The sequence below is a fragment of the Yoonia sp. R2-816 genome, assembly GCF_046762905.1.
In the GTDB taxonomy this organism is placed as follows: domain Bacteria; phylum Pseudomonadota; class Alphaproteobacteria; order Rhodobacterales; family Rhodobacteraceae; genus Yoonia.
The window spans coordinates 57,091-70,634 of the sequence record NZ_JBKQXN010000177.1 but is presented as its reverse complement, the minus strand read 5'-3'; the positions used below and the strand labels follow the sequence as shown (position 1 = coordinate 70,634).

5 protein-coding genes, 3 tRNA genes, 2 rRNA genes and 1 pseudogene are annotated in these 13,544 nt (G+C 54.4%); 10 read left to right on the top strand and 1 reads right to left on the bottom strand.

The window, feature by feature from the left end; translation table 11 throughout:
• Positions 1-37 precede the first annotated feature (37 nt).
• From ACFWW2_RS07200 to ACFWW2_RS07180, 5 genes are all read left to right on the top strand, one after another.
• A tRNA-Ala gene (locus tag ACFWW2_RS07200) sits at positions 38-113 on the top strand.
• A 3-nt stretch (positions 114-116) separates the two neighbouring features.
• A tRNA-Ile gene (locus ACFWW2_RS07195) sits at positions 117-193 on the top strand.
• Between the two features lie 352 nt (positions 194-545).
• Positions 546-3,402 (top strand): 23S ribosomal RNA (locus tag ACFWW2_RS07190).
• Positions 3,403-3,513: 111 nt separating this feature from the next.
• A 5S ribosomal RNA gene (gene rrf / locus ACFWW2_RS07185) occupies positions 3,514-3,628 on the top strand.
• A 94-nt stretch (positions 3,629-3,722) separates the two neighbouring features.
• Positions 3,723-3,799 (top strand) — tRNA-Met (locus ACFWW2_RS07180).
• Between the two features lie 497 nt (positions 3,800-4,296).
• On the opposite strand, the pseudogene ACFWW2_RS07175 reads toward ACFWW2_RS07180, so the two are convergent.
• Positions 4,297-4,542: pseudogene (locus ACFWW2_RS07175) on the bottom strand (integrase core domain-containing protein); the annotation flags it as partial.
• A gap of 105 nt (positions 4,543-4,647) precedes the next feature.
• Here ACFWW2_RS07175 and ACFWW2_RS07170 point away from each other — a divergent pair.
• Genes ACFWW2_RS07170 through ACFWW2_RS07150 form a run of 5 tightly spaced genes read left to right on the top strand, consistent with a single transcriptional unit; the run spans position 4,648 to position 13,452 of the window.
• A complete protein-coding gene (locus ACFWW2_RS07170) occupies positions 4,648-6,933 on the top strand; it encodes a type VI secretion system Vgr family protein (protein WP_393927169.1) in 2,286 nt (761 codons plus the stop codon).
• 35 nt (positions 6,934-6,968) lie between these two features.
• Positions 6,969-8,108 carry a DUF2169 domain-containing protein gene (locus ACFWW2_RS07165; RefSeq protein ID WP_393927168.1) on the top strand — a complete coding sequence of 380 codons (1,140 nt, stop codon included), beginning with the start codon at positions 6,969-6,971 and terminating at the stop codon, positions 8,106-8,108.
• The gene (locus tag ACFWW2_RS07160; RefSeq protein ID WP_393927167.1) at positions 8,105-8,515 is read left to right on the top strand and encodes a DUF4150 domain-containing protein; all 411 of its coding nucleotides are present in this window, start codon (positions 8,105-8,107) and stop codon (positions 8,513-8,515) included. The genes ACFWW2_RS07165 and ACFWW2_RS07160 overlap by 4 nt, the downstream gene beginning before the upstream one ends.
• A 12-nt stretch (positions 8,516-8,527) precedes the next feature.
• Positions 8,528-12,847 (top strand): RHS repeat-associated core domain-containing protein, encoded by a 4,320-nt coding sequence (locus ACFWW2_RS07155; protein WP_393927166.1) that lies wholly within the window; start codon positions 8,528-8,530, stop codon positions 12,845-12,847.
• Positions 12,844-13,452 carry a hypothetical protein gene (locus ACFWW2_RS07150; RefSeq protein ID WP_393927165.1) on the top strand — a complete coding sequence of 203 codons (609 nt, stop codon included), beginning with the start codon at positions 12,844-12,846 and terminating at the stop codon, positions 13,450-13,452. The genes ACFWW2_RS07155 and ACFWW2_RS07150 overlap by 4 nt, the downstream gene beginning before the upstream one ends.
• Positions 13,453-13,544: the final 92 nt, after the last annotated feature.

Here is a 13,544-nt window from a genome sequence, read left to right as displayed (position 1 = left end):
TTCAGTTTTGTTCCACCCAGAGTGGGACGCACCTAATGGGGCGTTAGCTCAGCTGGGAGAGCACCTGCTTTGCAAGCAGGGGGTCATCGGTTCGATCCCGATACGCTCCACCAGATGGGTCGGTAGCTCAGGTGGTTAGAGCGCACGCCTGATAAGCGTGAGGTCGGAGGTTCAAGTCCTCCTCGACCCACCATCATCACATCAGATAGACGATTTGACCGTTAAGCAGTGCGCTGCTTTGCCGTCCAATCGGACGACTTGGCCTTCGGGCCATTTGACATCGTATAGAGAGATACAACATCAGAATAGAGGCGCCTCGCGTAAGAGGTTGCCAGACAGGCTGAGGTTCCGCATGGAACCATTGACGCCTTGAAAATCTATTTTGTTCCAAGTCAAGTACACTAACCGGAACAGCAGTAATGCTGTTCGAACAGTGTTTGTTGCGAACCAGCGGCAAGCACTGCAATGTATGCATTTTGATCTTAGAGTGGGTTTAATACACAAAAGGGCTCATTCATTGAAAAAGCCTTGCTTTTTCTGGATCAAATCAAGCGCGAAAAGGGCGTTTGGTGGATGCCTTGGCAGTAAGAGGCGATGAAAGACGTGATACTCTGCGATAAGCCATGGGGAGCTGAGAATAAGCTTTGATCCATGGATTTCTGAATGGGGCAACCCACCTGATACTTTGTTATTATTGCACACCGTTGAAGCGCAAGTTTCGACGAACGGTGCAGCTAATAATGAGGTAAACCAGGTATTTTTAACCTGAATACATAGGGTTAAAAAAGCAAACCCGGGGAACTGAAACATCTAAGTACCCGGAGGAAAGGAAATCAACAGATACTCCCCTAGTAGCGGCGAGCGAACGGGGACCAGCCGAGCCATGAGTGTGAATAGAATGTGTTGGGAAGCACAGCCATAGTGGGTGACAGCCCCGTATATGAAGCATGATTGGACGTATTAAGTAGGGCGGAACACGTGAAATTCTGTCTGAACATCGGAGGACCACCTTCGAAGGCTAAGTACTCCTTACTGACCGATAGCGAACCAGTACCGTGAGGGAAAGGTGAAAAGCACCCCGACGAGGGGAGTGAAACAGTACCTGAAACCGAACGCCTACAATCAGTTGGAGGGCCCTTGAGGCCTGACAGCGTACCTTTTGTATAATGGGTCATCGACTTAGTGTATCTAGCAAGCTTAAGCCGTTAGGTGTAGGCGCAGCGAAAGCGAGTCTTAATAGGGCGACTGAGTTAGATGCATTAGACCCGAAACCGAGTGATCTAGGCATGTCCAGGATGAAGGTAAGGTAACACTTACTGGAGGTCCGAACCCACACCTGTTGAAAAAGGTCGGGATGAGGTGTGCCTAGGGGTGAAAGGCCAATCAAACTCGGAGATAGCTGGTTCTCTGCGAAATCTATTTAGGTAGAGCGTCATCCGAATACCCTCGGGGGTAGAGCACTGGATGGGTAATGGGGCCCCACAGGCTTACTGATCCTAACCAAACTCCGAATACCGAGGAGTACTAGATGGCAGACACACAGCGGGTGCTAACGTCCGTTGTGGAGAGGGAAACAACCCTGACCTACGACTAAGGCCCCTAATTCATGGCTAAGTGGGAAAGCAGGTGGGACGACCAAAACAACCAGGAGGTTGGCTTAGAAGCAGCCATCCTTTAAAGATAGCGTAACAGCTCACTGGTCTAAATAAGTTGTCCTGCGGCGAAGATGTAACGGGGCTCAAGCCATGAGCCGAAGTCTAGGATGCACATAGTGCATGGTAGCAGAGCGTAGTGTGACATAACTCCATGCGTCCTTAGTACCGTTCGCGGTACATTGGACGCGAGGAGTTTTCGATGAAGCCGGCCTGTGAGGGATCCGGTGGAGAGATCACTAGTGAGAATGATGACATGAGTAGCGACAAACAGGGTGAGAGACCCTGTCGCCGAAAGTCCAAGGGTTCCTGCTTAAAGCTAATCTGAGCAGGGTAAGCCGACCCCTAAGGCGAGGCCGAAAGGCGTAGTCGATGGGAACCAGGTTAATATTCCTGGGCCAGGAGGATGTGACGGATCTCGAAGATTGTTTTCCCTTATCGGATTGGGAAGGCCGTTTAGAGGTTCCTGGAAATAGCCCTCCATGAGATCGTACCCTAAACCGACACAGGTGGACTGGTAGAGAATACCAAGGCGCTTGAGAGAACCACATTTAAGGAACTCGGCAAAATACCTCCGTAAGTTCGCGAGAAGGAGGCCCGATTAGTAGGCAACTATTGGTCGGGGGCACAAACCAGGGGGTGGCGACTGTTTACTAAAAACACAGGGCTCTGCGAAGTCGCAAGACGACGTATAGGGTCTGACGCCTGCCCGGTGCCTGAAGGTTAAAAGGAGGAGTGCAAGCTCCGAATTGAAGCCCAGGTAAACGGCGGCCGTAACTATAACGGTCCTAAGGTAGCGAAATTCCTTGTCGGGTAAGTTCCGACCTGCACGAATGGCGTAACGACTTCCCCGCTGTCTCAAATGTGGACTCAGCGAAATTGAATTTCCTGTCAAGATGCAGGATACCCGCGGTTAGACGGAAAGACCCCATGCACCTTTACTACAGCTTCGCATTGGCATCAGGCACAGTATGTGCAGGATAGGTGGTGGGCTTTGAAGCGGTGACGCCAGTCATCGTGGAGCCTCCCTTGAGATACCACCCTTATTCTGCTTGATGTCTAACCGCGGTCCGTTATCCGGATCCGGGACCCTGCGTGGTGGGTAGTTTGACTGGGGCGGTCGCCTCCCAAACGGTAACGGAGGCGCGCGAAGGTTGGCTCAGAGCGGTCGGAAATCGCTCGTTGAGTGCAATGGCAGAAGCCAGCCTGACTGCGAGACTGACAAGTCGAGCAGAGTCGAAAGACGGCCATAGTGATCCGGTGGTCCCGAGTGGAAGGGCCATCGCTCAACGGATAAAAGGTACGCTGGGGATAACAGGCTGATGGTGCCCAAGAGTCCATATCGACGGCACCGTTTGGCACCTCGATGTCGGCTCATCTCATCCTGGGGCTGGAGCAGGTCCCAAGGGTACGGCTGTTCGCCGTTTAAAGAGGTACGTGAGCTGGGTTTAGAACGTCGTGAGACAGTTCGGTCCCTATCTTCCGTGGGTGTAGGATACTTGAGAGGAGTTGCCCCTAGTACGAGAGGACCGGGGTGAACGATCCACTGGTGGACCTGTTGTCGTGCCAACGGCAGTGCAGGGTAGCTATGATCGGACAGGATAACCGCTGAAGGCATCTAAGCGGGAAGCCCCCCTCAAAACAAGGTATCCCTGAGAGCCGAGGTAGACCACCTCGTCGATAGGCCAGAGATGTAAGCGTAGTGATACGTTCAGTTGACTGGTACTAATTGCTCGATAGGCTTGATTTGATCCAGTAATAGTAAGACTGGTGATCAAGATACATACACAACACTACAGTCGTACACGACTTGGAATTTCGGTGAATGCTTCGGCATTCACCGGAGATGTTCTTTTTTTGGTTTGGTGATCATAGCGTGAGCAAAACACCCGATCCCATCCCGAACTCGGCAGTTAAGTGCCACAGCGCTGATGGTACTGCGTCTTAAGACGTGGGAGAGTAAGTCATTGCCAAACCTAATAAGGAACATCTCTGTCGAAAGCATGCTTTCGGCAAATGTATCTCTCTAACGATGCACCTCAATCTTCGATGTTTTGAGGTGCGCTTTGGCGCGGGATGGAGCAGCCCGGTAGCTCGTCAGGCTCATAACCTGAAGGTCGTAGGTTCAAATCCTACTCCCGCAACCAACTTTACCAATCAATTATAATACGTTAGCAGCCACCCGCGGGTGGTCGTTTGCGTTTGAAATTCCGCACTGGAAGCACTGTGAAAGTGACCTGCTCCCCATAGAGTCCGCTAATTAAGTTAGCTCTGTTCAGGTTTTGGTCGTAAGCGTTGCAACTGACCCCTGGTTTGATGGCTTACTTCGGCATTCAATAACGGCTATGTTGGCCTTACGGCCAATATGAAGAAGAAAATTAGACTGATTGCGGACCTATTGGGATTCGGCAAACCTGACTAAATGCAACGGTCGCGACGCGGTTGGCTTCCTTTCGCACCAGCCTTTTAGCGCCACCTAGTACTGATCGTCAAAATCTATATCTGGTTCTTGATCTGCCACATCTTCATCAAACTCCAGCAAATCAATATCAAAGTCGTCCAGGAAATCTTGGCGGAGAACTCTCGCTCTCGTGTTCTCAGCCCAGCGAAGTCGAAGTTCCGACCCCATTGAGGCGAAGCCCTTTTGGTCTTGCTTTGAACGGTTAGCATATTGCGTTGGTGTCATGCCAGGGAGGCTGTAATGCGGCCGGTGGTGGTTGAAGTCATTGCATCATGCCGCCACCAAATCTCGGGCATGGCGCAAGTTGTCGAAGAGGTGTTCGTTGAGGCATTCATCCCGCATCCGTCCATTGAACGACACCACCAACCCGTTCTGCATTGGCTTGCCGGGCGCGATATAGTGCCAGTTGACCTTGCGATCTTCCATATAGGAGTCGCGTCAACCGGCATTTCGCAACCGTTGATTGATCCTATCAGTAGATCGGTTAATGTTTCCGTCGAATGCTGTTGTAGATTTCTTGAGAGGTTGGCCACTATGAATGCCCCATTCAAACAAGATGCCCGCTTGGGTCGACTAACGACGGCCTTGGGCAGGGATGTTTTGGTTCTGCTCCGGTTTGACGGGACCGACTATGTCAACGGCTTGTTTGAATACCGGGTCGAGGCGCTGTCGACGGCGTCGAACCTCAACTTTGATGGGCTGATCGGCACCCACGCATCGGTTGAAATCGAAAGTCAGAACGATGGCACCCGCGCCTATGACGGGATTGTCACAGAGGCGAAATGGGCCGGTGTTGGCGAGAATGGCAACAAATATGCGCTGACCTTGCGGCCCTGGTTCTGGATCGCCGGTCGGCGGCGTAACCAGCGGATTTTCCACAATAAGACCGTTGTTCAGATCATTGAAGAGTTGCTCGCGCCTTATGCGGGCCTGGGCGATCCGGCCCTGCAGGTGAAGCTGACGGGCAGCTATCCGGAGCTGGAATATACGGTCCAGTATCGCGAGAGCGATCTGGATTTTGCCACCCGACTGATGGAGCGGTTCGGCATTTCTTATCATTTTGCCCATAGTATCGGGAATCATACGCTCGTGCTGACCGATGCCGTCGACCAGCATGATCCGGTCCCGGGCGGGAAGCGCGACTACAAGCCTGTCGATGGCGCGCGCCAGTCGGGGGCCGAGCATTTCTGGGAATGGCATCCTGAGCGGCGGATGACCACAGGTGCTATGCGCCTGACGGACTATAACTTCAAGACCCCGAACGCGGCAATGGAGGTCGACCGGACGGGCGATGCGGCCTATGCCGAAGGGCAGATCGAAAGCTTTGACTATCCTGGCGACTATCTGGAACAAGGTCAGGGCAAGGATGTCGTGAGTCTGCGGACCTTGCAGGAACGGGGCCAGGATGCGCGGCACCGGGCAGTGGGGGATTGTACCTCCCTGGGTGCGGGCATGACCCTGACGCTGACCGGTGATCAGGTGAACGGGGTCAAGGGTGCGGATTACCTCTGCCTTGTGGCGCGCCATTCCTATGTGTCGGACGCTTACGGATCAGGCGGTGCAGACAGCGATGGATATGCCTATTCGGGCGAATATGTGCTGATGCCCAAGGACGCGCCGTTGGCACCCGAACGCAAGACACATGTGCCAGCGGTGCAGGGCCCCCAGACCGCTGTTGTTGTCGGCGAGGGAGAGATTGACTGCGACGAATATGGGCGGATCCTGGTGCAGTTCCACTGGGACCTGAACAAGGCCTATTCGATGCGCTGCCGGGTCAGCCAGAACTGGGCGTCCAAAGGATGGGGCGGCATGGTGATCCCGCGGATCGGGATGGAAGTGGTGGTGGAATTCCTCGAAGGCGATCCGGACAAACCGCTGGTGACAGGCTGTGTATTCAACGGCAAAAACGATGCGCCCTACCCACTGCCGGAGAACAAGACGAAATCTGTGTTTCGAAGTGATAGCCATCAGTCCCAAGGTTTCAATGAATTGACTTTTGAAGATGCAACCGGCGAAGAAAACATCTCGCTCCATGCACAGAAAGACCAAACACTCAAGGTTCTCAATAACCGGATGAAGCGTGTCGATAATGATCAGATCGAAAGTGTTGGTCATAACAAATCAATCGACGTTGGCGACAATCATCAGGAAAAAATTGGTGGCTCGATGAACTTGACTGTTGGCGGCGGCGGTGCAGCTGGTGCGCTTGGCCTTATCGGCGGCCTTGGCAGTCTTTTGGGCGGCGGTGCAAAGGAAATGATGGCTGGCGCCGCCGAGGTCGGCGACGGCGCACTTACATCGCTTGTTGGTGGCCTTGTAGCAACTGCATTGGGAGGTGAAGCAGCATCTTCATCGGCGCATAGCAAATTTGCTGCTGCCGCTAAGAACAGGACCAGCGCAGGAGCCATTCAGGCCGCAGCTGGGACGGCATTGGGTGCGACAGTGGCAAAGATCCTGCCAGTCTCGGGGATCATGAATACTTTCGTTGAAAAGGCGAAATCGGACACGATTGGACTGGCGAGAACCGAGCAGATCGGCTTGTTGAAAAACACACTTGTTGGTCAAGTCCAGACCACCACAGTCGGCAACAAACAATTCATCAATGTTGGCGACACCCAATCCACAAAGGTGGGGAAAGCCCAGTCAACCGAAGTGGGTAAGACAAAGAAAACCGTGGTAGGTGAGGAGTATGTGATCGAGGTCGGGAAATCCAAACTAGTTATGAAATCCGACGGCACGGTGATTTTGCGCGGGGTGCGTTTCAACTTTGAGGCATCTGGCCCCGTCAATGTTGTCGGTAAGGTGATCGATCTGAACTGATGGCAGAGCTGCGTAACTTTACCCCCTTTCCTAACATGCAGTTTGCAAACTGGGATGCTCAAGGGCGCGAATTTGGTGTCTTCATGGTCAAGGTGGCGTGGGATATCAGCGAAAATGGCGACTGCACACTCTCAGAGGAACAGGAACCTTTTCACTTTACTGATCAGTTTGCGGACGCGCCAAACAGCTCTCCGCCGCTATACGCCTCTGATCTGGTGCCTTACAAACCACAAACCGATATCATTCTGAATGCCACGACCTATCCACCGGGCGGGCAACCGGCAACCGAATGGCACGCACAGCTGCGTGTTGTCGACGATATCAATAACGCAACCTTGATCGACAAGAAGTTAACCATCACTGGGCCAAGGCAGTGGATACCCCGCTGGCATGGCTGGAAACTGTCTGCACCTACAAAAGCTGCGGCGGTTGATCTGCGGTATGACAAGGCGTTTGGCGGCGTGATCCCGCAGGGAGAAGATGACGAAAGCGCGCCGATCCTGAAGGCCTGGGAATACAATCCGGTCGGCTGTGGGTGGGCTGACCGTAAACATACATCGGCTGAACATCCGCTGCCTGCACCGCAAATCCTGCTGGCCGATCAAAACCTACAAGATCCCTATACCACATTGCCCCCGGCAGGATTCGGCCCGCTTCAGGCCGCTTGGCTACCGCGCAGGCCCCGGGGTGGCACCTATGACAAAGCTTGGGAAGACAATGTCTGGCCCGGCTATCCAGCGGATTACGACTTTGCCTTCCACAACGCAGCATCCGAAGGGATGACCTGCGACCTGTCCATGGGTGCGGGGGTGCGGTTGACCATGACGCATATGCACCCCACCAAAGGCACATGGGAGGTTAGCCTGCCCTACCCCCCGATTGTTGCTTATCTTGAGATGGGAAACCGCGTTGTGCCAACCGCAATGATGCTGGACACGGTGCATCTGGATATCGACGCAGCCCACAGCAACGATATGCGCGCCTATACAGTGCTGCGATTGGTCTTTGATCGGTTGTCGGTCAAGGGGATCGTATTGGGTGGCAGGAAAACCAACATGCAACTCAGCGATCTGTATGCGCCGCCCCACCCTCATGATGTAGCACAGTACATCCCCGAAGAGGATGCCGAGATACCGCAATTCGACGAAGAAATAGGTGAAGAGGTGATCGCATGAGCATTCCGATTTCAGCGCGCAAGGACGGCGCGAACATCATGGTGACCAAGGGTCCGGACGTCTGCAAGACGCCGGTTGGATCATCAATGGTGCCGGTGCCTTACGTCACGATGGTGACGCTTGCCCCCTCGATCCGCACTGCAAAAACGGTACGCAACAATGGCAAGCATGATTTCAACCTGAACACCCGCACGCGACTTGTCACGGGGCATGAACCAGGAGTTGGAAAGGGGGTCAAGGATGCCGGTTACAAAGGTTATGCCCACGCCAAGAAAGGCAGCGCGACAGTTTTTTCCGAAGGCTGGGCTGTGGTGCGCAATGGTGATCCGTCTTGGATCAACGCCGCCAGCGCCGGTCCAAAAGAACCGCGTCGGGTCAAGTTCAAGAAACCAGTGAAGCACCACTAGGCGGATCAGATAATGCAAGACGGCGCGCCGGACGACGGTACTGTAGATCCAACAACTGCCAATAGCGGTGGCACCCCGACTTCGATCGATGGCGATAATGCCATGGGCGAAGAGATTTCTGGCGCTGGCGCGCCAGAGGTCACCGAAGAGGAACTGCGCGCTGAACTCGAGCAGGAAGTGGAAGAAGCAAATGCCGAAATCCGCGCTTTGCAAGAAGAGTTCAATGCGACGACAGACCCTGAAGCCCGTGCTCAGATCATGGATGACGTGCGTCATGCCCAAGCAGACGGCGTCATCGCCCAAACCGAACTGGACGCGCTGAACAATCACGACTTTACCGGCTCCTTTGGTGATTACGTCGAAAACAGCGCTGGTCCATTTGGAAACGGTTCGGGTGTTTTCATCCCGATGGACCAGCAGACGGGCCAACAACGACTTGAAACCTGGCGCCACTATCATGACGATTACATGGCCAGGGCATCAGGTTGGGATATTTTTGAGATAACACCGCTTGATATGATTCCCGGCGGACAGCTGCGAAGACTTGGCAGGGGCAGACGGTTGGTACGCGGTGCCAGCCGAGCTCAACGCGCGGCCGCGCGCCGCAGGGTGCAAGAACGCATCAGGGGCCGCCGCCGCCGCCGCAATCAGCGCCGTTGCCGTCGAACGGGGTCAAACCCGGTATTCCTGGATACTGGTGCTGTTCAACAGGCTGATCCACTTTTCGGGGTGCCGGGGCTGTTTACTGTGACAATCACCAGCACCTATCAAAGCGATATCGACCAGCGGTCAGTGCTGGGATGGGGCCGTGTCAGCGATCTTGATGCCTCGTTGGAGCGCATAGAAAAGGGCAAGCTGCGCTATCGCGATGGCGCGGGGTTTCACATCGACTTCGATCGGCCCACACCAATTCCCGGGGTCTGGAACGTTGGTGACCATATTCGCGTCATGGAAATCGCAGCTGGTCATGATCGAACTTTCATGGTGCGCGAAGAAGGGATAGTCCGCCATTTCACGAAATGCGGTCCCGGCCAATGGCACATGACCGCAATGGAGAACCGCAATGGCGTACGGTTGGAATTTGAGCGTGACGATGACGGGCTGCTGACCGCGATTGATCTGCCAGAGGGGCTGCGGCTCGAAATGACCAACGACACCAACCGTGGATTGCGTCTGCAGGTCGATTTGCTGGGCACGGATGGCAACCGTGTGACGGTCATGCGCTATGCCTATGACGCGCAAGATAACATGGTGCTGGCCGAATGCCCATTTGGCGACAGGCACGAGTACGCCTATGACGACAAACATCGCCGAGTCTGGTTCCGCAAGAACGACCAGTATGAAGCGCATTATGAGTTCGACTCAGAAGGGCGTTGCATTGCCGAAAAAACCAATGGCCCTTACGATGGCACTCGTTTCGATTACGACCCTGACCTACGCATAACTCGCCACATTCCGGGTGGCGACCCCGACCGCACCGAACTGATCTATTACAAAGGGGACGGCGGCGTTTTTGCAGAGGCGCACATCTCGGGTCGATTTATCCGCACCTATTATGACGATGACAACAACATCGCCGCCACGCAGGATGGCAATGGTCATCGGACGCATTTCAAATATGATCCAATGGGCAACGTTGCATCTATTGAGGACGCAGAGGGGCGTATCTCGGACTTCCGTTGGACCGAAGATGGGCAGATGGAGTTTGCTATCGATCCCAGCGGCGCGGCGTGGGAGGCTGATTACGACGAGAACGGCAACCTGATTGGTACCACCGATGCGCTCGGTTACACGACCGATATCAAGGTCAACCAGGTCGGCCAGCCTACGGGCGTTTGTCGCCATGATGGTATGATCCGGTTTCTTTCCTATGATGAAAATCACTGGCTGCGTGAGCTGATTGATTTCGACGGGCGGCAGTCGACATATGAACGCGACGCCTTTGGTCGATTGATCCGGGTTCTGGCCGGCGAAGATGTAACACATGCCTACGAATATGCACCGCAGACCGGGCAGGATTTCTGGACACCAACGACGGTGCGGATCGGTGGCGAAACCGTCGCAAGAGCAGAGGTTGCCAAACTGCGTCGCGAATTACGCCAGATTGACGGGCAAGGCAGAGCCACGACGTATCTGGTCGATGGTTTCGGCAAGGTTGAGGAGGTTCGCGACCCCAAGGGCGGGACGTTACGGTTTCGCTATGATCATGCTGAGGAACTGGCTGAAGTCGAAAATCAAGCCGGGCAAGTTTGGCGCTTTGAGCGGGACGGACGAGGCCGGATCGTGCGTGAGGTTGATTTTGGTGGGGCTGAGATCACATATGATTACGACGATGCGGACCAACTGATCGGCACGACATATCCCGACGGTACGGTGCATCGGCTAAAGCTGGATAAGTCCGGACTGATGCTGAAAGAGGCGGTGACGCCCCCGGGGCAAGACCCGCTGGTGACGGAATATGAATATGACGATCGCGGGTTGCTGGCCGAAGTGCGTAACGCCGATGCCACAGTCAGCTTTGAACGAGACGAAAATGGGCAGGTTATCACCGAAACCGTCAACGGCACGCGTATTGAAAACCTCTATGATTGTTGTGGGCAGCGGGTACGCCGACAGATAGACGGGCAATCCGTTACGTTCAGTTATGATCCGGCTGGCAGACTGAATGGCATGACTGTTGATGGCCATGAGGGGCTTGAGATCAGTCATGACGCCTTGGGCAATGAGGCCTCGCGGCAGTCATCTCAGGGCTTCGCGCTAATGCAGCGCTTTAATGCGCTGGGGCTTTTAGTAGATCAGCGGATCAAATCATCAATCCTCGTGCCTGACGGGACAGGCGAACAGCGCCGCATCGGATTAGGGCGCAGTTATGACTGGAGCGCAGCGCTCGAACCAACAGCGATTAAAGATCAGCTATGGGGCGATACGAAATATAGCTATGATGCGAACGGACAGATCACCGATGCCGCGCGGCAGGACGGCACGATCGAACAGTTCGCCTATGATGGCCGCATGAATGTGAATGCCAGCGCGACGCAAAGTCCTGCACTGTCACAGGCAGGTAAGATCGCAGCACAACTCGCAGGCTGGCACCGCGCGCCCGATGGGCGGGTTACGCAGGCGCGCGGACCAGACGGTGAGACGATCCGCCTAACCTATGACCCGAAGGGCCGCGTAATCGAACGACAGGTCCTGAGAGATGGGTTCCGTCCCCAGGTCTGGCATTTCGAATGGAACGGTCTGAACCGGTTGACCACCGCATATACGCCCGATGGTGCGCGCTGGACCTATAGTTATGATCCGTTCGCCCGGCGTCTGTGGAAACAAGAGTGGACTCGCAGCACGCGTGATGGGACGCGTGATGTGACGCAGATCACTTGGATCAAAGGCCGCCGCTACGATTTCCTGTGGGATGGCGATGTTGTAGCCAGAGAAGTTGTCACGACCGCCGATGATATCACGCGTACCGTTCACTGGATCCATGAACCGAACAGCTTCATCCCGCTGGCACGGTTGGAGGCGGGGCAACTGGCCTATGTGGTATGCGACCACCTTGGCACGCCCCGTGAACTGGTATCCGAAAGCGGCGATGTACTTTGGGCCGCCGGGATGCGCACATGGGGGCGGATCGACCGGCTGTGGTCTGTGCGCATGGGCAGCGCCGCGGGCAACACCGCCTCTGATGTGATGCTGACGGCGCAACTGGACGTCCCGATCCGATTCCAGGGCCAATGGGAAGACGCGGAAACCGGGCTCTATTACAATCGATTCAGGTATTACGACCCTGGGTCGGCAGGTTATCTTGCGCCAGATCCGATGGGACTGTCCGGTGGTCTTACTCTCTTTGGATATGTCGATGCCCCGACGATATATATCGACGTACTTGGCCTTCAGCCAACTGGAACATACAATTCCAGTCTGGGTCGCGCCATATTGGCGGCGCGTCGCGCTGACGGAAATATGGGTGCCAGCAATAATTATGCGGCCATGCGCATCACAAATAGTCGGACTAAATGTACCGAGATAATTATCTGTCGTAGTATCAGCGCTGATGGCAGAATGGGCCACTCCGAAATGCAACTAATGGGTCAGATGCGTAATGGGCTTCCGACTGGTTTGCTAACTGAACGGCAGCCGTGCTTTTCATGTGCAGAATCGCTCCAACCACTCAGCAGCGTCGTTTCCTATATTGTCCCTTATCGTGAGTCAGCAACCGCTCGAGCAGATGCCCGTTCAGCAATGCTTGCCGCACAATCACGTTCTGCAGGATTATCTTTGCCGCGTGTGAGCGCTCCGATACCGGGACAACCAAACTGCAGGAAGGTAAGATGACGATACTAGATGCCACCAAGCGGCTTGAAGTAATTGATGGATTGGTAATTTTAGATTCGGGTCAATTAGTTTCGATATCCAACAAAACCATCGCCGATCTGGCCGCTTCCGTTGAACTGATCAATGCACCAGAACGGAAACCTTTGGCAGGGCTCTGGGATATGCCGCGTTTGGGACTTCACTTCGCTGAGTTTTGGGAAGAATGCGCGCAGATTGAATTCGCCGGACACACTGGAGAAGTATTTGGTATCGGACGTACAGAATGCTTTCTACGAAGCCCTAACGGAATTCTTCACTTGGCATTTGATATGGAAACCCGGCGTATAGACGAGATCACCTATGTCGCGCCCGAAATGATGCAGTTCGTTAAGGTGTATCGTCGTTTCCTGGCCCTGATCCTGTCGCAGGATCTTGATGCCGCATCATCGGCTCAGATAGCCGCAGGTTTGTGTCGAGAGTTTCCTGACCTGACGACACGCGACGGGCCCAACGGTATGGTGAATTATTGGTGGGGTATCGCAGATGCTTTGACCCACGAAGAGCTGAATCTTGGCCCCGATTTCTTATACTTCCGTGATCGCGCAGCCTCTCAATGCCATACATGAAGTTGACAGTATCCTTTTTCATATTTACGAACGCGACTTCGCAACTGATGCGATTGATGGTCCATATTTGATGATCCGGCGGCGGCGAGGGC

Excerpts from the sequence above, each read along its gene's own strand:
- ACFWW2_RS07170 (WP_393927169.1), top strand. The coding sequence starts at position 4,648 with ATGAATGCCCCATTCAAACAAGATGCCCGCTTGGGTCGACTAACGACG.
- ACFWW2_RS07165 (WP_393927168.1), top strand. The coding sequence starts at position 6,969 with ATGCAGTTTGCAAACTGGGATGCTCAAGGGCGCGAATTTGGTGTCTTC.
- ACFWW2_RS07160 (WP_393927167.1), top strand. The coding sequence starts at position 8,105 with ATGAGCATTCCGATTTCAGCGCGCAAGGACGGCGCGAACATCATGGTG.
- ACFWW2_RS07155 (WP_393927166.1), top strand. The coding sequence starts at position 8,528 with ATGCAAGACGGCGCGCCGGACGACGGTACTGTAGATCCAACAACTGCC.
- ACFWW2_RS07150 (WP_393927165.1), top strand. The coding sequence starts at position 12,844 with ATGACGATACTAGATGCCACCAAGCGGCTTGAAGTAATTGATGGATTG.